The sequence below is a fragment of the Variovorax sp. V15 genome (genome assembly GCF_041154425.1).
Lineage (GTDB): Bacteria > Pseudomonadota > Gammaproteobacteria > Burkholderiales > Burkholderiaceae_C > Variovorax > Variovorax guangxiensis.
In genome coordinates this window covers 2,305,506-2,327,019 of record NZ_AP028659.1, presented here as the reverse complement: position 1 = coordinate 2,327,019, position 21,514 = coordinate 2,305,506, and the positions used below count along the sequence as shown (strand labels likewise).

Annotated in this window: 13 protein-coding genes; 8 read left to right on the top strand and 5 right to left on the bottom strand. The window is 68.4% G+C overall.

From position 1 onward, the window contains the following. Window positions 1-16: 16 nt before the first annotated feature. Window positions 17-2,446: a DNA internalization-related competence protein ComEC/Rec2 gene (locus ACAM57_RS10990; protein ID WP_369661656.1), complete on the bottom strand. Its 2,430-nt coding sequence runs from the start codon at window positions 2,444-2,446 to the stop codon at window positions 17-19. Window positions 2,447-2,589: 143 nt separating this feature from the next. Between ACAM57_RS10990 and ACAM57_RS10985 the strand changes: the two genes are divergently transcribed. The 5 genes from ACAM57_RS10985 (at window position 2,590) to ACAM57_RS10965 (ending at window position 11,204) form a co-directional block, all read left to right on the top strand. After that, window positions 2,590-6,117, top strand: a complete 3,528-nt coding sequence (locus ACAM57_RS10985; RefSeq protein ID WP_369661655.1) for a DUF2126 domain-containing protein — start codon at window positions 2,590-2,592, stop codon at window positions 6,115-6,117. A 64-nt stretch (window positions 6,118-6,181) separates the two neighbouring features. Then, on the top strand, window positions 6,182-8,875 hold the full coding sequence (locus tag ACAM57_RS10980; protein ID WP_369661654.1) for a circularly permuted type 2 ATP-grasp protein: 2,694 nt from the start codon (window positions 6,182-6,184) through the stop codon (window positions 8,873-8,875). Between the two features lie 51 nt (window positions 8,876-8,926). Next, entirely contained in the window at window positions 8,927-9,748 is an 822-nt protein-coding gene (locus ACAM57_RS10975) for a basic amino acid ABC transporter substrate-binding protein (RefSeq protein WP_369661653.1), read from the top strand. Window positions 9,749-9,780: 32 nt separating this feature from the next. After that, a complete protein-coding gene (locus tag ACAM57_RS10970) occupies window positions 9,781-10,749 on the top strand; it encodes a transglutaminase N-terminal domain-containing protein (RefSeq protein ID WP_369661652.1) in 969 nt (322 codons plus the stop codon). Further along, window positions 10,746-11,204, top strand: coding sequence for a RidA family protein (locus ACAM57_RS10965; RefSeq protein WP_126021773.1), 459 nt, complete (start codon window positions 10,746-10,748; stop codon window positions 11,202-11,204). The genes ACAM57_RS10970 and ACAM57_RS10965 overlap by 4 nt, the downstream gene beginning before the upstream one ends. Before the next feature lie 81 nt (window positions 11,205-11,285). Here the strand turns inward: ACAM57_RS10965 and ACAM57_RS10960 are convergent, their stop codons facing one another. Beyond that, entirely contained in the window at window positions 11,286-11,801 is a 516-nt protein-coding gene (locus ACAM57_RS10960) for a hypothetical protein (RefSeq protein ID WP_369661651.1), read from the bottom strand. 249 nt (window positions 11,802-12,050) lie between these two features. Between ACAM57_RS10960 and ACAM57_RS10955 the strand changes: the two genes are divergently transcribed. The 3 genes from ACAM57_RS10955 to ACAM57_RS10945 all read left to right on the top strand — a co-directional run bounded on the left by ACAM57_RS10955 (window position 12,051) and on the right by ACAM57_RS10945 (window position 18,510). Then, window positions 12,051-12,611: a peptidoglycan recognition family protein gene (locus tag ACAM57_RS10955; protein WP_184641276.1), complete on the top strand. Its 561-nt coding sequence runs from the start codon at window positions 12,051-12,053 to the stop codon at window positions 12,609-12,611. A gap of 57 nt (window positions 12,612-12,668) precedes the next feature. Then, window positions 12,669-16,619, top strand: coding sequence for a patatin-like phospholipase family protein (locus tag ACAM57_RS10950; RefSeq protein WP_369661650.1), 3,951 nt, complete (start codon window positions 12,669-12,671; stop codon window positions 16,617-16,619). Between the two features lie 154 nt (window positions 16,620-16,773). Further along, the gene (locus tag ACAM57_RS10945; protein ID WP_369661649.1) at window positions 16,774-18,510 is read left to right on the top strand and encodes a GMC family oxidoreductase; all 1,737 of its coding nucleotides are present in this window, start codon (window positions 16,774-16,776) and stop codon (window positions 18,508-18,510) included. Here the strand turns inward: ACAM57_RS10945 and ACAM57_RS10940 are convergent. The 3 genes from ACAM57_RS10940 to ACAM57_RS10930 all read right to left on the bottom strand — a co-directional run bounded on the left by ACAM57_RS10940 (window position 18,410) and on the right by ACAM57_RS10930 (window position 21,514). Next, the gene (locus ACAM57_RS10940) at window positions 18,410-19,435 is read right to left on the bottom strand and encodes a LacI family DNA-binding transcriptional regulator (protein ID WP_126021770.1); all 1,026 of its coding nucleotides are present in this window, start codon (window positions 19,433-19,435) and stop codon (window positions 18,410-18,412) included. The two genes, ACAM57_RS10945 and ACAM57_RS10940, sit on opposite strands and share 101 nt — an antisense overlap. A 139-nt stretch (window positions 19,436-19,574) precedes the next feature. Then, on the bottom strand, window positions 19,575-20,561 hold the full coding sequence (locus tag ACAM57_RS10935) for a 2-hydroxyacid dehydrogenase (protein WP_369661648.1): 987 nt from the start codon (window positions 20,559-20,561) through the stop codon (window positions 19,575-19,577). Beyond that, complete coding sequence (locus ACAM57_RS10930) at window positions 20,561-21,514, bottom strand: sugar kinase (RefSeq protein ID WP_369661647.1); 954 nt, start codon at window positions 21,512-21,514, stop codon at window positions 20,561-20,563. Before ACAM57_RS10930 ends, ACAM57_RS10935 begins: the two co-directional genes overlap by 1 nt.

Below are 21,514 nucleotides of genomic sequence, written 5' to 3'. Positions count from 1 at the left end.
GCTCCGGACGGCCAACCTACTCCGGCTCCCGGTGCTGCCAGTAACGCGCCCGGCGCTCTCGCTCGCAGCCCACCTCGGCAGGCTTCGCGCTGCTCCAATGCGCGGCGCCGCAGTGGGTGTTCTCGATCAGCCGCACATCTCGTTCGCGGTACCGCGCCACCACCTCCCGCGCCGGATGGCCGAAGCGGTTGCGATACCCCGCCTGGACGAACACGATGCGTGGCTGCACTGCATCGAGGAACGCCGCGCCCGACGAAGTCTTGCTCCCGTGATGCGGCGCCAGCAGCACGTCCGCACGCAACAGCTGCGGCGTGCGAATGAGCAGCGCCGTCTCCTGCAGCCGCTCGATGTCGCCCGCCAGCAGCGCCGACGCGCGTCCGTTGTCGATGCGCAGCACGCACGACACCGCATTGGGCTTGCCGAAGCTGCGGTAGTCGCTCTCGAAGGGATGCAGCACATCGAAGCGCACGCCGTCCCAGTTCCACGACTGCCCCGCCTCGCAGCGCTTCGCCATGCGCATCGCCTGCAGCGGGTGCGTGGCCTCGATGGAACTCAGCAGCGCGGCCCCGGGCTGCATCGCGAGCACCGCGGGCGCGCCGCCGATGTGGTCGGCATCGCGATGGCTCACCACCAGCGTGTCGAGCCGCTCTCCGTACGCGCGCAGCAGCGGCACCAGCACGCGATGGCCCGCGTCGCTTTCGAGGCTGTAGCGCGGGCCGGCGTCGTAGAGCAGGCTGTGCGTGGCGGTGCGTACGAGCACGGCGTTGCCCTGGCCGATGTCGGCGGCGAGCAGCTCGAACTCGCCCACCGCGGGCCGCGGTGCCTGCCACAGCAGCACCGGCAGGAGCAGGGGAACGCCGAGGCTGCGCAGCGACCATGGCAGCCGCATTGCCAGCAGCACGCCGCCGCCCACGCCGCAGGCGGCCATCCACAGCGGAGGCGCCGCCATCGACAGCGTGGCATGCGGCAGGCCGGCCAGCCATTGCAGCAGGAGCGCCAGCGCATGCACGGCCCAGGCGGCCACGTCCCACAAGGGGGGCAGCGCCACGCCGAGCATCGCCAGCGGCGTGATCACGAGCGTGACCCACGGAATCGCCACCGCGTTGGCGAGCAGCCCGATCAGCGACACCTGCTGGAACAGCAGCAGGCTCAGCGGCGTGATCGCCAGCGTGATGGTCCACTGCTCGCGGAAGAAGCGCAGCAGGCGAGCAGCCGCGCCGGCCTGCTGCTCGCCCGGCATTCCGGCGTCCGTCGCGAAGAGCACGCCCACCGCCACGAAGCTCAGCCAGAAGCCCGCCTGCATCAGCGCCCAAGGATCGAGCGCGACCACGACGGATGCGGCCAGCAGCCACACGTTCGGCCAGGGCCAGCGCCGCCCGGTCAGACGTAGCAGCGCGACCGTCGCGAGCATCCAGACCGTGCGCTGCGACGGCACGCCCCAGCCGCTGAAGAGCGCATAGAGCGCGGCCAGCAGCACGCCGCCGACCAGCGCCGCCTGCTGGGCGGGCAGCCGAAGCATCAGCCGGGCGCTGCGGCGCCAGAGCAGGCCGACCACGTGCGCGGCGAGCCAGGCAAACATCGTGACGTGCAGGCCCGAGATCGACATCAGGTGCGCCACGCCCGTGGCACGGAACACATCCCAGCCCGCGCGGTCGATGGCGTTCTGGTCGCCGGTGACCAGGGCCGCGATCACGCCTGCGCGGGCGCGGTCGGGCACGCGCTCGAAGATGGCGTCGCGCACCGCTTCACGGGCACGCTCGATGGGATGCAGCCAGGTGGGGCCGAGCAGCACGGGCGCCGCGTCGCGCGCGCCGGCTCGTACATGGCCGCTGGCGTGCAGGCCCTGCTCCCACATCCGGAGTTCGCTGTCGAAGCCGTGCGGGTTGCGGTTGCCGTGCGGCGCTTTCAGGCGCACCGTCAGGCTCCAGCGTTCGCCGGCATGCGGGGAAGCGGCAACGGTGCTGGCTGGCGAGGTATGCCCCCAGGGACTGGAGCCGTCCGCATACCAGCCGAGAGCGATGCGATCGGGTACGGCCGGCCGGCCCCGCGTGTCGGCGTCTGTCCATTGCGCGGATTCGACATCCACGACGAAGCGCGTGCCGGCCTCGTTGCGCTGGGGCATCTCCGACACGACGCCCGTGACGCGCAGGTCGCGGCCTTCGAGCGACGGGTCGAATGCGCTCTTCGCATAGGCCACCGCACGCCATCCGGCGAGCCCCGCGCCGGCCATCGCTCCACATGCCAGGGCGACCAACAGCAGCGCGCTCCCCGGCACTCGGCGACACCACATTCCGGCCGTGCCTATACATAGCAAACCGGCATAGACCCATGCCGGCCACAGCATCGGCTGCTGCAGCTGCAAGGCCGCTCCCAGCAGCGAACCACCCAGCGCCGCGAACCCGCCAACGCCGCCCACAGCCTGGCCTGACGCGCGAAACCGCGTCATCGGACAACTCCCGAATCCATGATGCAAACCCTCCCCGAATCACGCTCAGTGGCGCGTTAATTGCTTTGGCATCTCGGCTAGTATGCGTCTCACCAGAGACATCTTCTCCCGATGCAATCTGCCAGCACTGCACACAAAAACGCATGTCCATTCACGCCGCTCTCCACCACGTCACCCACTACAAGTACGACCGGCTGGTGCAGCTGGGCCCCCAGGTCGTGCGCTTGCGGCCCGCGCCGCATTGCCGCAGCAACGTCATCTCGTATTCCCTGCGAGTCGAGCCGGCCGAGCACTTCGTCAACTGGATGCAGGACCCGTTCGCCAACTACCAGGCGCGGCTCGTGTTTCCCGAGAAGACGCGCGAATTCAAGGTCACGGTCGACCTCGTGGTCGAGATGGCGGTCTACAACCCCTTCGACTTCTTCCTGGAGCCGCAGGCCGAGAACTTCCCCTTCAAGTACAAGCCCTCGCAGGCCGAGGAACTCGCCCCCTATCTCGTGGCCGAGCCGGTCACGCCGCTGCTGCAGGCCTACCTCGACAAGATCGACCGCAAGGAACAGCGCACCATCGACTTCCTGGTCGGCCTGAACCAGCAGGTCCAGAAGGACGTCAACTACCTCATCCGCATGGAGCCCGGCGTGCAGACGCCGGAAGAAACGCTCGCCAACGGCAGCGGCTCCTGCCGCGACTCGGGCTGGCTGCTGGTGCAACTGCTGCGCCACTGCGGCCTGGCCGCGCGCTTCGTCTCGGGCTACCTCATCCAGCTCACGCCCGACGTGAAGGCGCTCGACGGCCCCAGCGGCACCACGGTCGACTTCACCGACCTGCACGCCTGGTGCGAGGTGTTCCTCCCCGGCGCTGGCTGGATCGGCCTCGACGCCACCTCGGGCCTGCTGGCGGGCGAAGGCCACATTCCGCTGGCCTGCACGCCCACGCCTTCGAGCGCCGCGCCGATCGAGGGCGGCGTGGACGAATCGGAGGTCGAGTTCGGCCACGACATGAAGGTCACGCGCATCTACGAATCGCCGCGCGTCACCAAGCCCTACACCGAAGACCAGTGGGCCGACGTGCTGGCCCTGGGCGATGCCGTCGACGCGCGCCTGAAGGCCGGTGACGTGCGCCTCACTATGGGCGGCGAGCCCACCTACGTGGCCACCACCGACCGCGACGCGCCCGAATGGAACACCGACGCGCTCGGCCCGACCAAGCGCGGCTACGCCACCGAGCTCGTGCACAAGCTGCGCGCCGAATACGGCAAGGGCGGCTTCCTGCACTTCGGCCAGGGCAAGTGGTACCCGGGCGAACAGCTGCCGCGCTGGGCGCTGTCGATCTTCTGGCGCGCCGACGGCCAGCCGCTGTGGCACGACCCCGACCTGTTCGCCGACGAGCGCTTTCCCACGCACTACACCAGCGAGGACGCGCGCCGCTTCACCAACCTGCTGGCGCAGAAGCTGGGCCTGACCGAGCGCTACATCCAGCCGGGCTACGAGGACATCTACTACTACCTCTGGCGCGAACGCCGCCTGCCGGTGAACGTCGACCCCTTCGACTCCAGGCTCGACGACGAGCTTGAGCGCATGCGCCTGCGCCGCGTGTTCACCCAGAAGCTCGATGCGGTGATCGGCTACATGCTGCCGCTGGAGCCCGGCAACGCGAACCGCGACGCCCCTTCGCTCGAAGGCCCCGCCTGGAAGACCGGCCCCTGGTTCCTGCGCGACGACCGGCTTTACCTCATTCCGGGCGACTCGCCCATGGGCTACCGCCTGCCGCTCGACTCGCAGCCCTGGGCCAGCAAGGGCGACTACCCGTACATGATCGAGCGCGATCCGAACGCGCCGCGCGGCGCGCTGCCGAGCGGGGCCGACTACCGGGCGCGCTACGCCGTGGGCACCGGTGACACCGGCGGACCGGGAGCCGACCTCGGCGCCGTGCCCTACGCCTTCGGCACGCCGCCCGTCGTGCCCTCTGCGCTGCGCATGCAGACGCCGGGCGCCGCGAGCGACGGCGACGGGCATGGCGAGGACGACAACGACGCCGCCAGCTCCGCAGATCCCAGCGTGACCCGCCAGCCCCTGCGCGGCGAATCCGCCCACTGGATCACCCGCACCGCGCTGTGCGTCGAAGTGCGCGACCCGCGCCGCGCCAACGGCCCCGCCGCCGAGAAGAAGGGCAGCGCCTCGGGTGTGCTCTACGTCTTCATGCCGCCGCTGGCCCGCCTGGAGGACTATCTCGACCTCGTCGCGGCCGTGGAAGCCACCGCGCGCGACCTGGGCGTGCGCATCGTGATGGAAGGCTATCCGCCGCCGCGCGATCCGCGCCTGAAGCTGCTGCAGGTCACGCCCGACCCTGGCGTGATCGAGGTCAACATCCATCCGGCCCACAACTGGAAGGAACTGGTCGACCACACCGAGTTCCTTTACAACGCCGCCTTCGAAACCCGCCTGTCGGCCGAGAAGTTCATGACCGACGGCCGCCACACCGGCACCGGCGGCGGCAACCACTTCGTGATGGGCGGCGCCACGCCGGCCGACAGCCCCTTCCTGCGCCGGCCCGAGCTGCTCGCAAGCCTGCTGCTGTACTGGCACAACCACCCGTCGCTGAGCTACCTGTTCTCGGGCATGTTCATCGGCCCGACGAGCCAGGCGCCGCGCGTGGACGAGGCGCGCAACGACCAGGTCTACGAGCTCGAGATCGCGCTGAAGGAGATCGCGAAGAACCGCGAGATCTACGGCCAGAACATGCCGGCTTGGCTGGTCGACCGCACGCTGCGCAACATCCTGATCGACGTCACGGGCAACACGCACCGCAGCGAGTTCTGCATCGACAAGCTCTACTCGCCCGACTCCAGCACCGGCCGCCTCGGCCTCTTGGAACTGCGCGCCTTCGAGATGCCGCCGCATGCGCGCATGAGCATCGCGCAGCAGCTGCTGATCCGCGCGCTGGTGGCCCGCTTCTGGGACGAGCCCTACAAGGCGCCCGTCACCCGCTGGGGCACCGAACTGCACGACCGCTTCCTGCTGCCGACCTTCGTGAAGATGGACTTCGACGACGTCATCAGCGAGATGCGCCAGGCCGGCTTCGCCTTCGACCCCGACTGGTTCGCGCCGCACTTCGAGTTCCGCTTCCCGCTGGTGGGCCAGATGCAGGCGATGGGCGTGGAGCTCTCGCTGCGCAATGCGCTCGAGCCCTGGCACGTGATGGGCGAGGAAGGCGCGATCGGCGGCACGGTGCGCTATGTGGATTCGTCGCTGGAGCGCATCGAGGTGCGCGTGACCGGCCTGAACGAAAGCCGCCACGTCGTCACCGTCAACGGCAAGGTTCTGCCGCTGCAGCCCACCGGCGTGGCCGGCGAGTTCGTGGCGGGCGTGCGCTACAAGGCCTGGAACCCGCCTTCGTCGCTGCACCCGAGCATCAAGGCCCACGCGCCGCTGACCTTCGACCTCGTCGACACCTGGATGAAGCGCTCGCTGGGCGGCTGCCAGTACTTCGTGGCCCACCCGGGCGGGCGCAACTACGAGACCTTCCCGGTCAACGCCTACGAGGCCGAAAGCCGCCGCCATTCGCGCTTCACCCGCACCGGCCACACCCCCGGCCTGCTGCGCACGCCGCCGGCCACCATCGAGCTGCCGGGCAGCCGCGAATTCCCGTTCACGCTCGATCTGCGGCGTTGACCGGGATATTCCGCACACTGCCCGAACGGCTCCGCCGTGACGGCGGTGTGACAATCCACCCCCTGTGGAACCTTTGAACGAATCCCTGTTCGACGCCCAGGCACTGGAGTTTCCGGCCGCCCTGGCGTCGGCGCTCGCCCCGCCCGCCCTGCCCGGCCATTTCGACGAAATGCGCGGGCTGGCCACGCCGGCAACCTCTTCCCGGCCGGCCGCGGCGCCCGCCCCTGCGCCGCAGCTGCACGACGCGGCGACGCAGCCGCCGGCCGCGCCGCAGGCCACGCCCCCTGAGTCCCCGGAGCAGCCCCCGCTCACCCCCGCCTGGAACGCCTTCTTCGAACAGCTCGGCCCGGGCGGCTTCAACGACCTGCCCCGGCGCGCGGCCAGCCTGGAGCGGCAGATCCGCGACAACGGCGTTACCTACAACGTGTACGCCGACGCCAACGGCCCGCAGCGGCCGTGGTCGCTCGACCTGTTCCCGCTGATCGTCTCGCCCGAGAGCTGGAGCCAGATCGAGGCCGGCGTGCTGCAGCGCGTGCGCGTGCTCGACCGCGTGATGGCCGACGCCTACGGCCCGCAACAGCTGCTGGCCGAGGGCCTCATTCCCCCGGCGCTGGTGCGCGGCCACCCCGGCTACCTGCGCGCGCTGCACGGCGTGAAGCCGCCGGGCGACACCTGGCTGCACATCGCCGCCTTCGACCTGGCGCGCGGCCCCGACGGCAACTGGTGGGTGGTCTCGCAGCGGACGCAGGCGCCCTCGGGCCTGGGCTACCTGCTCGAGAACCGCCTCGCCATCACGCGGCAGTTTCCCCAGGCCTTCGAGGCGCTGCACGTGCAGCGCCTGGCCGCCACCTACAGCGCCATGATGGAAGGCCTGCAGCGCATGTGCCCGGCGGGCGTGCCGCCGCACATCGCGCTGCTCACGCCGGGGCCGTACAACGAGACCTACTTCGAGCACGCCTACCTCGCGCGCTACCTCGGCGTCACGCTGGTCGAGGGCAGCGACCTCACGGTGCGCGACCAGCGGCTCTACCTGAAGACGCTGCAGGGCCTGCGCCCGGTGCACGGCCTCATCAAGCGGCTGGACGACCAGTTCCTCGACCCGCTGGAGCTGCGGCCCGACTCCACGCTCGGCGTGCCCGGCCTGCTACAGGCGATCCGCGCCGGCAACGTGCTGGTGGCGAACATGCCGGGCTCGGCATTTCTCGAATCGCCCGCGCTGCTGGGCTTTCTGCCGGGGCTGGCACGCCGGCTGATCGACGAGAAGCTCATGCTGCCCGCCCTGCCCACCTGGTGGTGCGGCGAGCGCGCGGCGCTCGAATCGGTGCTGCCGCAGCTGGGCGACAGCGCCATCAAGCCCACGTACCCCGGCTTCGACGGCCGCGCGAGCTTCGACGCGGTGCTCGGCAGCCAGCTCGGCCGGCGCGAGCTCGACGAGTGGGCCGGCCGCATCGTGCGCGAGGGCGACGTCCACACTGTGCAAGGCTACATGCCGCTGTCGCAGATGCCCACCTGGGCCAACGACATGGGCCCGGGCCATATCGCGCCGCGCGCCGTGATGCTGCGCGTGTTCGCGGTGAGCGACGGCGCGCAATCGTGGCGCGTGCTGCCCGGCGGGCTGGCACGGCTCACCGAGCCCGATGCGCAGTTCGCGTCGATGCAGCGCGGCGGCAGCAGTGCCGACGTGTGGGTCCAGACGCACGGCGAGGTCGACCGCACCACGCTGCTGCAGCCGCACAGCACGCCGGCATCGCTCGCGCGGCACCGCGCGCCGGTCACCAGCCGCGCGGCCGAGAACATGTTCTGGCTGGGCCGCTACACCGAGCGCGCCGAGAACGCCGTGCGCCTCGCCCGTCTCACGCTGAGCCTGCTGGGCAGCGAAGACCAGTCCTCGCGTCCGCTGCTCGACTGGCTGCACCGCATGGCGCTGCGCAATGCGCTGGTGCCGGCCGAAGTGCCGAGCGCGCCGCAGTCGCGCCGCGTGTTCGAGCGTGCGCTCATCGCCGAGCTGGGCGACGTGGCCCGCGGCGGCAGCGTGGGCTTCAGCCTGCGCTGCATCCGGCAGGCGGCGGCCGCGGTGCGCGAGCGCCTCTCGCAGGACACCTGGAACCAGATCGTGCGCACCGAGGCCGACTTCCTGCGCCGCGCCGCCGAGCAGGCCGACGAAGGCAGCTTCGCCGCCAGCGCCGCGCTGCGCGCCCTCGAATCCGCCAGCAACGCGCTCGCGGCGATGACCGGCGCGCAGACCGACCGCATGACGCGTGACGACGCGTGGCGGCTCCTGTCCATCGGCCGCCACATCGAGCGGCTGGGCTTCCTGGCGAATGCGCTGGAGGCCGGCTTCGACAACGGCGCGGTGCACGAGGTGAGCGGCTTCGAAGCCATGGTGGCGCTCTTCGACAGCACCATCACCTTCCACGCGCGCTACCAGCAGCGCCGCGACGTCGCCACCATGGTCGACCTGCTGGTGCTCGACGCCGAGAACCCACGTTCACTGGCCTGGGTCACGCAGACCCTGCGCGGGCGCATCGCGCGGCTCGCGGGCAGCGCGCCGGGCAAGCTGACGGCGCTGTCGTACGAGCTGCCCGATCCGGCCAGTTGGACGCTGGAGCACCTTTGCGCTACAGGGCCTGACGCCGACCATCCCGAGCTCGTAAAGCTGCTCGCCAGCTGCGAGACGGCGGCCTACCATGTGTCCGACGCCATCGGCACGCGCTACTTCACGCTGACTTCAGAGTCGCTGCGCTCGGTAGGCGCCTGATTTCCCATACAACAAGACAAGCAGTTCAAGACAGTTCCAAGGAGGCACCCCATGTCAGGCATCACCATCAATCGCCGCTTCGCACTCACCGCCGCAGGCCTCCTCGCGGCCCTCGCCATTGCCGGCTGCGGCAAGCAGGAGCCGGCATCGGCCCCGGCCGCCGGCACACCGGCGGCACCAACCCCCGCGCGCGTGCTCGTGGTCGGCACCGATGCCGCCTACACGCCCTTCGAGTCGCAGAACGACAGGGGCGAGATCGTTGGCTTCGACATCGACGTGGTGAAGGCGGTCGCGCAGAAGGCCGGCTTCGAGGTGAAGTTCGTCAACACGCCATGGGAAGGCATCTTCAATTCGCTGGCCCAGGGCGACCGCGACCTGCTGGTGTCGGCCATCACCATCACCGACGAGCGCCGCCAGACGATGGACTTCTCGCAGTCGTACTTCGACGCGCGCCAGCTCATCGCCGTGCGCAACGACGCGCCCATCGCCAGGTTCGAGGACATCAAGACGCTGAAGGTCGGCGTGCAGAACGGCACCACCGGCGACGAGGTCGTGGGCAAGCTGCTGGGCAAGTCGAACACCGCCATCAAGCGCTTCGAATCGACGCCGCTGGCGCTCAAGGAACTCGAAGCCGGCGGAGTGCAGGCAGTGGTGGCCGACAACGGCGTGGTGGTGCACTACCTCGCCAACAACACCGCCGGCGGCTTCAAGACGGTGAGCGACACCAGTTTCCCGGTCGAGAAGTACGGCATTGCCGTGAAGAAGGGCAACGCCGAGCTGCTCGCCAGGATCAACCAGGGCCTCGAAGGCATCCGCGCCGACGGCACCTACGCAAAGATCTACGCCTCGTACTTCGGCTCCGAGTCGAAGTAAGCGGGCGGTCCACGCAATCGGTGCCGGCCACCATGCTGCTCCACGTCACCCACGAAACGCGCTACGAGTACTCGCCGCCGGTCGAGACGGCGCAGCATCTCGCGCACCTGAAGCCGCTGGCCACCGGCTCGCAGAAGCTCGTGAGCCACAAGCTCTCCATCGAGCCAGCGCCGGCCCAGCGCAGCGAGCAGGCCGACCTGTACGGCAACACGCGCGCCTTCTTCGCTCTGGAGGCCACTCACGACCGGCTGGTGGTCACGGCCGAGAGCATGGTCGAGACTTCGCAGCCCGTGCTCTCGCCCGCCGTGGCGCGCGAGCTGCCGTGGGAATCGGTGCGCGAGCGCTTCCGCTTCCGCAAGGACGCCACCTTCGACGCGGCTTCGGAGTTCGTCTTTCCCTCGCCCTACGTGCCGCGCCACGATGACTTCGTGGCCTATGCGCGCGCCAGCTTCGTGCCCGGCCGACCCGCCTTCGACGTGGCGATGGACCTCACCGAGCGCATGTACGCCGACTTCGCCTACGACGCCGACAGCACCGAGATCAACACCCCTGCCGTCGAAGCCCTCGCGCAGCGCAAGGGCGTGTGCCAGGACTTCGCCCACATCATGATCGCGTGCTTCCGCACCATGGGCCTGCCAGCGCGCTACGTCAGCGGCTACCTGCTCACGCAGCCGCCCCCCGGCCAGCCCCGGCTGGTAGGCGCCGACGCCTCGCACGCATGGGTGTCGGTGTACCTGCCCGGCGAGGACGACGGCACCGGCGGCAGCCCCGGCGACTGGGTCGACTTCGACCCCACCAACGGCCGCCAGCCCGGGGAGGACTACGTCACCCTCGCCATTGGCCGCGACTACTCCGACGTCTCGCCGATGCGCGGCGTACTGCATGGCGGCGCAAGGCACACGCTGAGGGTCGGCGTGACCGTGCAGCCGGTGGGGGAAGTGGTCGATGGCCTGCCGCAAACACGGACACAATCGCCTTCCCAAGACAAGGAGTCTCCATGAGCGTTTACGACAAACTTTCCAGCCTCGGCATCACCCTTCCGCCCGTCGCCGCACCCGCTGCCGCGTACGTGCCCTTCGTGCAGACCGGCAACCTCGTGTTCCTGTCGGGCCACATCGCCAAGAAGGACGGCAAGGTCTGGACCGGCCAGCTCGGCGCCAACATCGGCACCGAAGAAGGCAAGCAGGCCGCCCGCGCCATCGCCATCGACCTGCTGGGCACGCTGCACGCGGCCGTGGGCGACCTGAACAAGGTCAAGCGCATCGTCAAGGTGATGAGCCTGGTCAACTCGGTCGGCACCTTCACCGAGCAGCACCTGGTGACCAACGGCGCGAGCGAGTTCTTCGCCGAAGTCTTCGGCCCCGAGAAGGGCGCGCATGCGCGCAGCGCCTTCGGCGTGGCGCAGATTCCGCTGGGCGCGTGCGTGGAGATCGAGCTGATCGCGGAAGTGGGCTGACCGGCCTTCGGCCTTACCCTTTCGATGAAGCCCGGCGGTTCAGTCTGCCGGGCTTTTATGTTTCGAGGCCACCGAGGAGGCTCAGGTGTCCTGCCGGGCGGCGACCAGGCGCGCTCCCGGCCGCCGGCGCTTCGAGGCGATCGCCGGCCGCATTCGCCGCATGCCCGACGGTCCAGGGCGATTGCCACGCCGCGCTGCCCTCACGGCTCCCCCAGGCTGCGCGAGCCGCCGATGCGCCTCGAACCGCGCCTCCTTCTGCTTCAGGTAGTGCATGAGCACATGCGACACCATGTTCAGCCCGAAGGTGCCGAAGGCGGCCGGAAAGATGTAGAGCGCGACCGAAAGCTCCGACGAGAAGACGAGGTCGTCGGCCAGCGACGGCGTGAGCCGGGCCTGATGCGACAGCGCGCGCAGCACGAAGATGTCCACGCCCGCCAGCACGATCAGCAGCAGCCCGAAGGCGAGCACGGTCTTCTTCGAGAACTCGCGCCGCACGAAGAGCGTGACGAAGATCGCCGCCGGGAAGACCAGCGAGCACAGCACCAGCAACCAGAAGCGCACCTGCGTGAAGACGGTGACGTCCGACGGGATATGCATGGGAGCGATTGAGCCACGGAGGCCGCCAGGCCGTTTGTCCGGCAGGTGAAGCGCCGGTAAAAGCGCCTCTCAAAAGGTGAAGGCAGGCGGCCTCTCGGCCGCACGCTGGTGCATCCCTGCCGTATCCCTCATTTGAGGGATGCCAGTGCCAGGCCGGAAGCCCATCATTGCACCGGAAGTGGTGCCACAGACTCCACGGAACCAACAAGCGATGGCGCCCAGTTTCCAAAATCGTCCGGAGGAGAAATCATGGCCTGGAAGAACATTGTCGGGAGCCCCTTCGACCCCGACTCATTCGACGCTTACTGCCACAGTCTCAGCTGGACATCGTGGCGCCCCTCGTTCCTTGTGCTGCACAACACCGGCGTGCCTTCGCTCGAGCAGCGGCCCCACGGATTCAACAAGGTTCACCTGCAGAACCTGGTCGCCTTCTACCGCGATCAGAAAGGTTGGAGTGCCGGACCGCATCTATTCATCGACGACAGGCAGATTTGGGCATTCACACCCCTGACTGTCTCCGGCGTGCACTCTCCGTCATGGAACAAGTTGTCCGTCGGCATCGAGATGCTGGGCGACTATGACAAGGACGATTTCAGTTCGGGTAGAGGACTCGCGGTGCGCCAGAACACGGTCGCGGCCATGGCCACGCTTAGCGCCGTGCTGGGCCTGGATCCATCGACGATCAAGCTGCACCGCGAAGACAAGGCAACAACGCATGCTTGTCCTGGAGTGAAGGTCCGCAAGATCGAATTGATCAATGAAGTTCAGCAGCTCATGGCCGTGCGCCATACGGGCGAGCACCTCGCGTAGTCTGTCCACTGTTCTTGCACCAGGCCCCAGGTGTATCGGCCATCAGTGGAGGAAGTCATGGTTCCGAATGATTCAGCGAAGTCTGCCGGCACTGGCGCTCGCAGTTGGCCGATCAGGGTGATCCGCTGGCTGATCGGGTGCCGCGAAATAGAAGCTTCGAACGCGGCGCAACCCACCCCGGAACAACCGCTTAGTGAACTCGACAAAGCCATCCTTGAAAGGCGCAAGGCATGGTCTACCGGGCCGTCCAGCAATGCACCCGGCCCCGATCCCCGGCAAGCCGCGCGGCCCACGCACAAATGGGGACTTGCACTTTCGGGCGGAGGCATCCGCAGTGCGACCTTCTGCCTTGGGTTGACTGGATCGCTGGCGAAGAACAAGGCGCTCCTGCGCTTCGACCTGCTGTCCACGGTTTCAGGGGGTGGCTATTTCGGCGCGATGCTCGGCCGGCTGTTCAGCAGGGCCACGACGACGGCGCAGGCCGAGCAGATCCAGTCCGCATTGGGCGACAACGTCTCGCGCTGGTATCTGCTGTGGCTTCGAGCCAATGGGCGCTACCTCATTCCACGCGGCGCGAAAGACACTGCCTTCGCGCTGGCCGTGGTACTGCGCAACCTCCTGGCCATCCATGTCGAGATAGGACTCATCGCGCTGCTGCTGGGTCTGCTGCTCACAGGCATCGATCTGTACGCATGGTGGGCCTTGGCGCATTGGGGGCTCGGCAGCGTTTCGGGCTTCTTCGATCTCGCGGCGCATCTGTCGCCGTATCTTCCCGTGGCCTGGGTGGCGTCGCTGCTCTTCGTCGTCATGGCGGGCGTGGTGTCTGCCGCCTACTGGAATGTGCCCTGGTTGAGGCAGACCCCGTCATGGGTCTTTGGGGTTTCCGTGCTCGCGGCCGGGACGCTTGCCGGGCTCGTTCTCTATCTCCGGGGGGACACGTCCGCCGCGACGCAATACCGCTACGTGCTGTGCATCGGAATCTCCGGATTGCTGGCCGGCTGGCTGGCCGGTGTCGTCGTGGCCACCGGCACTTACCTCGCCTCGACCCACGCGCGCGGCATGAACTCGCTCGACCTGCGGGAAGACTGGACCCGCAATCGCCTGACGGGAATGCTCACGTGGTTTGGCCGGATCATCGTCTTCCTCCTCGTTGCGGGCCTGGTCGACCGGGTGGCGTGGACGATCGCTTTTGAACGCACGGTGATCCAGACCGGCGCATCGCTGGCCATTGCCGCCGCCGTGCTTCGCGCAGGCATGCCGCTGGTTTCCAAGCTGGTGCCGGGGGCGAGCAGCAGCGGCGCGCTGCTTCTGTTCGCCAGGCTCCTGGGCTACGCACTGACGTTCCTCCTGTTCGCCTGGTGGGTATCGCTGACTCACAAGATAGTCCAGACCAGCCTGTTCGTACCGATGCCTTCCAGCGGGCTCACGCTCGACTTCGACGCCGCACTGACGACATGGCTGCTGCTGGCCGTGCCTGTCGTCGCCTACCTCCTGCTGACTGGCAGGAATTTCAACTTCCTCAATCTTTCGTCGCTGCATGCGTTCTATCGCGCGAGGCTGGCCCGCAGCTATCTGGGGGCCGCGAATCCGCTGCGGTTTCCCAGTGCCGGCGGCAAGGAGCCTTCGATGGCCGACCCGCTGGCCTCCATCGCACCGGTGCCCCAATTCCAGGGCACGGGGTTCGCGCTGACGCCGGTCGACAAGGTGATCGACGAAGACAACGTTCCCCTGACGGACTACAAGCCGCAGTCCGCAGGTGCGCCAGTGCACCTGATCAACGCTTGCATCAACCAGACCATCGACCCGCGCGGCGGGCTGTTCAATCAGGACCGGCGTGGCCTTCCGCTGACGGTGGCGAGCGGTGGCCTCATTCGGGTGCCGGGCGCCGGCTGGAAAACGATGCGCGGCGCAGACAGCCTGTCACTGGCGGCGTGGACCGCGATTTCCGGGGCAGCTTTCGCGCCCGGCCTCGGAAGCCTGACAAGAGGCGGCGTTTCGGCACTGGCCACCTTCGCCGGCGTTCGTCTCGGCTACTGGTGGCGGCGCCGGGCACGCGAAAGCGCGATCGAAGCTCCACCGGTCGAATCGACGCCAAGAGCGGATGCAAGGCTTGGCGAGAACAAGAGCGCAAAAGGGAGATTCGGCAGCAAGTCCACCGCCGTCCTGAGCGAGATGACGGGGAGCTTTGCCGGCAGCCCTAAAGACGACTGGTTCCTGTCCGACGGCGGACACTTCGAGAACACCGGCGCTTATGCCCTGTTGGCCGAGCGCTGCGAGCTCATCGTAGTAGCCGACTGCGGCGCGGACCCCGAATTCCTGTTCGAAGATTTGGAAAACCTCGTGCGTAAGGCGCGCATTGACCTCGGTGCCTACATCACCTTCCAGAAACCACGTACCGACACAAGCTTGCGGGACCCGCACGCCAGAGCCATCCGCGCGAGCTTCGGTGCCCTCCAGGACCTGTCCTCGCTGAACAGCAGCGCGTGCCTGGCGCTCGCCGAGGTCCGCTACACGGGAAATGACACTCCAGGCGTACTCGTCGTCGTCAAGCCCAACATGTGTGCGGGCCTGCCTGTGGACCTGACGAACTTCTGGAACCAGAACCGGACTTTCCCTCAACAGACGACAGTCGACCAATTCTTCTCGGAAGCACAATGGGAAAGCTACTTCCAACTGGGTCGAGAACTCGGCAAGTGCCTGAGCCCCGCCCTGCTTGCAAGACTGGCCAGTCATTCGCACACGTACTTCGAGAACGATCACCAGTCTGCATTCGAGGAGCACGCCAAACCCGACTCGGCTCCATTGCACCGCAAGAAGCCGGCAGCAGAGCCGGTGCAAGGCGACGAATCCGTAAGCAGCCGCTATCCAGCACGAAACCTGTTGACCGCGGGTGCCGTAGGAACCACTGTGGGCCTGGGGGCGGTCGCCACCTTGAGTATTGGCACTTGGCAGGCCATCGATGGCGTACGAGCCTCCTACTCCAAGCAGATCGCCACCGAGCGAGACGCGCTGAAGGACCTGACGGAGAAATGGGCCAAGGTGACGGAAAGCACTGCCCCAAACTCACAGGAGAAGCCAGAAGAGATCGCAAAACGGAAGACCGCAGTGTCGGACCTTGCCGCGGCATTGGTGCATACGGCGGACACTCTGTGCCCATCCGATGAGGCGAAGTGGTACCAGAAATCGACTTTCAGCGAAATGATCTTCCAGACGGCGCAAACCAGTTGCGCCACTACCTTCGGGGCCACCATGCCGACCGACGGTGCCTGCGCAACACTGCTGCAGATGAGCTCGGGCAAGGGGGCCGCCGAGATTCCACGATGCCTGATTCAACCCGAGAGCCAGCGTCAGGACCCTCCGGTTCCAGCAGGCTATTGGGGCTATGGCTATGCCGCGTCTGCGACGCGCCTTCTGGCCATGCATCCGTGCGACCCTCGCCGCAAGACCAGGATGGGGGCCGCCGAATGGCGCGCCTGGCTGAATGGCAGAGGACTTTCCGGGGCATGCCCCGCCGCTCCGGCTCCGGCTCCGGCTCCGGCTCCCCCTGCCACATCAGCGCCGCCACCTCCCTCGTCTAGTCCTTCGAATGCGTGCAAGGACATGACGATCTATATACAGATCTATGGTCCGGGACAGCGCGAACTGGCCAGGGCACTGCGCCCGGGTTGGCAGGCGCTTGGTGCATCGGTGCCCCCGATCGAGGACGTCCAGGCGACGGCGAGCGCGGCAGGACGTCGATCTCCTTCTCCAGTGAAGCAGCCGGTCATCCGGTATCCACAGGTCGGGGACGGCACATCGGCAAAGGAGTGTGCGACCGAAATGCACAAGCACATGCCGGCAGGGTTCGCGCCTCCCAACGGATGGGCTATCGAACCACTCGCCGCACAGCTCAAGCCTTCATCGAAAGCCATCGAGGTGTGGATACCGTCCTGGTGGTTCGCTCTCACCCCGGACAGGCCTCCTCCACCAGTCATCCTGGAAGGGAAACAGGAAGCACGGACAAAGTGATTTGACCCGCAGCTCGATGCCCGAAGGCCCGAACGCGATAGCGGGAAAAACCTTAAGCCATCCGCTCGACTTGGTTCCTACAGTTGCGACTGACCCGAAGGGCCTACGAACCTGCAGGTCGGCACGAGAAACCGGCACGAAGAATGAGGGCGCCATGGAGTTCGACTACGTGATCGTGGGTGGCGGCTCCGGCGGCGCCACGCTGGCCGGACGGCTCAGCGAAGACCCCGCCGTACAGGTCTGCCTGGTCGAGGCAGGCGGCGACGGCCGCGGCATCCTGGTGCGGGCGCCGGCCGGCGCGGCGGCCATGATCTCGGGCCGGCCGCGCATCAACAACTACGCCTACCGGACCGTGCCGCAACCCGGCTTGAACGGCCGGCGCGGCTACCAGCCGCGCGGACGCTGCCTGGGCGGCTCCAGCGCCATCAACGCCATGCTCTACGTGCGCGGCCATCCCGACGACTACGACGACTGGGAGCGCGCGGGCTGCATCGGCTGGTCCTTCGACGACGTGCTGCCCTTCTTCAAGCGCTCGGAGGGCAACCAGCGCGGCGAGAGCGCCATGCACGGCGCGAGCGGTCCGCTGCAGGTTGCCGACCAGCAGTCGCCGCGCGAGATCAGCAACGCCTTCGTGCGCGCCGCCATGGAGTGCGGCATTCCGCGCAACGACGACTTCAACGACGGCGTGCGGCAGGAAGGCGCCGGCCTCTACCAGGTCACGCAGTTCCACGGCGGCGCGAAGAACGGCGAACGCTGCTCGGCGGCGGCCGCCTACCTGCTTCCGGTGATGAGCGCGCGCTCCAACCTCACGGTGATGACCGGCGTGCAGGCACAGCGCGTGCTGCTCGACGAGCGCCGCGCCACCGGCGTCGAGATACGCCGCGACGGCGAGACCGACACCCTGTTCGCGCGCCGCGAGGTGGTGCTGTGCGGCGGGGCCTTCAACTCGCCGCAGCTGCTGATGCTCTCGGGCATCGGCGATCCGGAAGAGCTGGTGCGGCACGGCATCGCGGTGCGCCATGCGCTGCCGGGCGTGGGACGCAACCTGCAGGACCACGTCGACTTCATCCTCTCCTATCGCACGCAGGAGAAGAACCTGCCCGGCCTCGGCCCGATGGGACTGCTGAACTTCGCGAAGGCGATTCCCGAATGGAGGCGCAGCGGCAAGGGCCTGATCGCCACGCCCTACGCCGAGGCCGGCGCCTTCATCAGGACATCTCCCGACCTCGACAAGCCCGACCTGCAGCTGCACTTCGTGATCGCGCTGGTCGACGACCACGCGCGCAAGCTGCACGGCGGCTTCGGCTTCTCATGCCATGCGTGCGTGCTGCGGCCCAAGAGTCGCGGCGACGTGCGGCTGAACGATGCCGATCCGGCGACGGCGCCGCGCATCGATCCGAAATTCCTCTCGCACGAGGACGACGTCGCGCGGCTGCTCGCGGGCGTGAAGAAGATGCGCGAGATCCTGCATGCACCGGCATTGCAGAAGTACCGGCAGGCCGAGCTCTACACGGCCGGCGCGAACACCGACGAAGAGCTGCTCTCGCACATCCGCGCGCGCGCCGACACCATCTACCACCCCGTGGGCACCTGCAAGATGGGCACCGACGCGATGGCGGTAGTCGATGCGAAGCTGCGCGTGCATGGCATCGCGAACCTGCGCGTGGTCGATGCATCGGTGATGCCGACGCTGATCGGCGGCAACACCAATGCGCCGACGATCATGATCGCCGAGCGTGCCGCCGAGTGGATGCGCGGCCCGCTCACCTTCGACCGCGCCGAACTCGATGCTAGACGGCCCGCGACGAGCCTCGAACGACCAGTTCTCCAGGCAGCAGCAGCTGGCGCGCAGGCGCATCCAGCCCACGCAACCGTTCGATCAGGCATGTAGCGGCCGCGCGGCCGATGGCATCGGTGGGCTGCGCCACGGTGCTCAGGCCCGGGCCGATGAGCGAGGCCCATTCGGGATCGTCGAAGCCCACGAAGCCGAGGTCGGCGCCGAACTGCCAGCCCAGCCGCGCCATCGCCTGTGCGATGCGCAGCGTGACCACCGCATTGCCCGCGACCACCGCCGCGCGGCGGCCGCGCTTCGCACGCTGGCGCAGGGCGCGCAATGCCTCGTCGAGCGCATCGGTCTCGCCTTCCACGCTCTCGAACACCTCGCCCGCCACGCGCGGCTCGTGCGCGGCCACGCAGGCGCCGAAGGCGGCCGTGCGTTCGCGCCGCGAGCTCACGCCCTTCTGCGGCTCGGTGACGTAGAGCAGCTCGCGATAGCCGCCTTCGACCAGGTGGCCGCAGGTGGCGGCCATCGCGGAATCGTTGTCGAGCGAAACGAAGTCGGTGTGCATGCCCGCATGGCGCCGGTCCACCAGCACCGCAGGCTTGCCGTGCAGCGTGACCGCGTCGACCACGTTGCTGCCGCGCCCCAGCGTGTTGAGGATGAAGCCGTCGACCTGGTAGCCCGCCAGCGCGTCGATGGCCTCGCGCTCGCGTTCGCTCTCGTTGCCGAGGTTGAACAGCATCACGAGGTAGCCGGCGTCCTGGCAGGCCTTCTCGGCGCCGCGCAGCACCGCGACGGAATATGGGTTGGTGATGTCGGCCACGATCAGGCCGACCAGCCGTGAGCGGCCATGGCTCAGCGCCTGCGCCATCGGGCTCGGCGAATAGCCCAGCTTGGCGATGGCGACCTCGACGCGCGCGGCGATGTCGGGGCTCAGCAGGCGCTCGCGATGGTTGAGGAAGCGCGAGACGGTGGCCTTGGAGACGCCGGCGGCCTCGGCGACGTCGGCGATGGTGGCGCGGCCGGTGGGTTTCATCGGCGACTCTCGCTCCCTCTCCCCTTGGGGAGAGGGTTGGGGTGAGGGTCGACGGCGGTGGCGGAAGCAGCGCTTGCGCGAGGGCCCCTGCCCTCACCCCAGCCCTCTCCCCAAGGGGAGAGGGAGCAAGACAGGGAGGTCATGCGCTGGCCGTGTCGTACGGCGCCGTCGGCTTCTCGCCGGCCAGCACCTGCAGCAGGTTCGTCGTCGCCAGCTCGGCCATGGCATGCCGCGTCTCGTGCGTGGCCGAGCCGATGTGCGGCAGCGGCGTCACGCGCGGGTGGGTGCGCAGCGGCGAATCGGCGGGCAGCGGTTCCTTCGCGAACACGTCCAGGCCGGCGGCGCGCAGCGTGCCGTGGTCGAGCGCATACAGCAGCGCCTCTTCGTTCACGGTGGCGCCACGGCCGCCGTTGATGAAGGCGGCGCCGGGCTTCATGCGCGCGAAGAAGGCAGCATCGATCATGCCGCGCGTGGCCTCGGTCAGCGGCAGCATCGCGAGCACGATGTCGGAACGCGCGAGCAGGTCGTCCAGCGATGAGTGCGTGGCGCGGCCCTGCAGTTCGGGCGCCTGCGCAGCCAGGTCGACCGGACGGCGCGAGTGGTACAGCACCGGCATGCCGAAGCCCAGCGCCGCACGGCGTGCCACGGCCTGGCCGATGCGGCCGAAGCCGAGGATGCCCAGTGTCTTGCCGTGCACGTCGGTGCCGAAGAGTTCCTCGCCGATGTTCTTCGTCCAGCGGCCTTCGCGCACCATGGTCGAGAGCTCGACCACGCGGCGCTGCGTGGCCATGAGGATCGCGAACACCGTATCGGCCACCGTCTCGGTGAGCACGTCGGGCGTGTGGCACAGCACGATGCCGCGCTTGTGCAGCTCGGCCAGCGGGTAGTTGTCGACGCCGACGGACACGCTGGAAATCACTTCGAGCTGCGGCGCCGCGTCGAGCAGCGCGGCATCGACCGGATGACTGGAGCCGATCAGCCCGTGCGCGTTGCGCAGCGCGGCGGCGAAAGCCTCGGGCTCCTTGCGCGGATCGGCTACGGTGACGTTGTGCACGGCCTGCAGGCGAGCCAGTTGGTCTTCGGGCAAGGGCCGGAAGACAAGCACGTTCTTCTTCGTCATGGTCATCAAAGCCCCGCTTCCTCGAGCTGCGCCCGCGTCGGCAGGCCTTCGGTGTCGCCCAGTACCTGCACGGCGCGCGCGCCGATCCATGCACCGCGGCGCACGGCGTCGGGCACGCTGCGGCCTTCGAGCAGTGCGCTCACCACGCCTGCCGCGAAGCCGTCGCCGGCGCCCACGGTGTCGATCACTTCCTTCACCGGAAAGCCGTCGACGCGGCCCGTGCCGGCCACGTCGCTGTCGTAGTAGGCGCCCTCGGCACCGAGCTTCACCACCACCAGCCTGGCGCCGCGCTCGCGGTAGAACCTCGCCACGTCTTCCGGCTTGCTGTGGCCGGTGAGCAGCAGGCCTTCTTCGATGCCTGGCAGCACCCAGTCGGCGCGCGAGGCGAGTTCGTTGACCCAGTGGCGCATGGTCTCGGTGGACGACCACAGCGTGGGGCGCAGGTTGGTGTCGAAGGAGATGGTGCGGCCGGCGGCGCGCATCACGTCCATGCTCTTGAGCGCGGCCTGCAGGCTGGTGTCGGAGATGGCGGCAAACACGCCGGTGGCGTGGAGGTGGCGCGCCGAGCGCAGCCATGCCTCGTCGACGTCGGCCGGGCCCATGTGGCTTGCGGCCGAGCCCTTGCGGTGGTACTCGATCGGCGGGTCGCTGCCGTCGGTGACGCGGCCCTTGAACTGGAAGCCGGTGCGCTGCGTCGGGTCGGTGATCACGTGCGAGCAGTCGATGCCCTCGGCGCGCATCGCCGCCAGCAGCGCGCGGCCCATGGAGTCGGTGCCGAGCCGGCTGGCCCAGCCCACCTTCAGGCCCAGGCGCGAGAGGCCGATGGCCACGTTGGTCTCGGCGCCGGCGGTGCGTTTGTGGAAGGACTGCGCGTCCTCCAGCGGACCGGGCCGGTCGGCCACCAGCAGCAGCATGGCCTCGCCGAAGAGCGCGACGTCGAATGCGGCGGGTTCTGTCAT

Excerpts from the sequence above, each read along its gene's own strand:
- ACAM57_RS10990 (WP_369661656.1), bottom strand. The coding sequence starts at position 2,446 with ATGACGCGGTTTCGCGCGTCAGGCCAGGCTGTGGGCGGCGTTGGCGGG.
- ACAM57_RS10985 (WP_369661655.1), top strand. The coding sequence starts at position 2,590 with ATGTCCATTCACGCCGCTCTCCACCACGTCACCCACTACAAGTACGAC.
- ACAM57_RS10975 (WP_369661653.1), top strand. The coding sequence starts at position 8,927 with ATGTCAGGCATCACCATCAATCGCCGCTTCGCACTCACCGCCGCAGGC.
- ACAM57_RS10970 (WP_369661652.1), top strand. The coding sequence starts at position 9,781 with ATGCTGCTCCACGTCACCCACGAAACGCGCTACGAGTACTCGCCGCCG.
- ACAM57_RS10965 (WP_126021773.1), top strand. The coding sequence starts at position 10,746 with ATGAGCGTTTACGACAAACTTTCCAGCCTCGGCATCACCCTTCCGCCC.
- ACAM57_RS10960 (WP_369661651.1), bottom strand. The coding sequence starts at position 11,801 with ATGCATATCCCGTCGGACGTCACCGTCTTCACGCAGGTGCGCTTCTGG.
- ACAM57_RS10955 (WP_184641276.1), top strand. The coding sequence starts at position 12,051 with ATGGCCTGGAAGAACATTGTCGGGAGCCCCTTCGACCCCGACTCATTC.
- ACAM57_RS10950 (WP_369661650.1), top strand. The coding sequence starts at position 12,669 with ATGGTTCCGAATGATTCAGCGAAGTCTGCCGGCACTGGCGCTCGCAGT.
- ACAM57_RS10945 (WP_369661649.1), top strand. The coding sequence starts at position 16,774 with ATGGAGTTCGACTACGTGATCGTGGGTGGCGGCTCCGGCGGCGCCACG.
- ACAM57_RS10940 (WP_126021770.1), bottom strand. The coding sequence starts at position 19,435 with ATGAAACCCACCGGCCGCGCCACCATCGCCGACGTCGCCGAGGCCGCC.
- ACAM57_RS10935 (WP_369661648.1), bottom strand. The coding sequence starts at position 20,561 with ATGACCATGACGAAGAAGAACGTGCTTGTCTTCCGGCCCTTGCCCGAA.
- ACAM57_RS10930 (WP_369661647.1), bottom strand. The coding sequence starts at position 21,514 with ATGACAGAACCCGCCGCATTCGACGTCGCGCTCTTCGGCGAGGCCATG.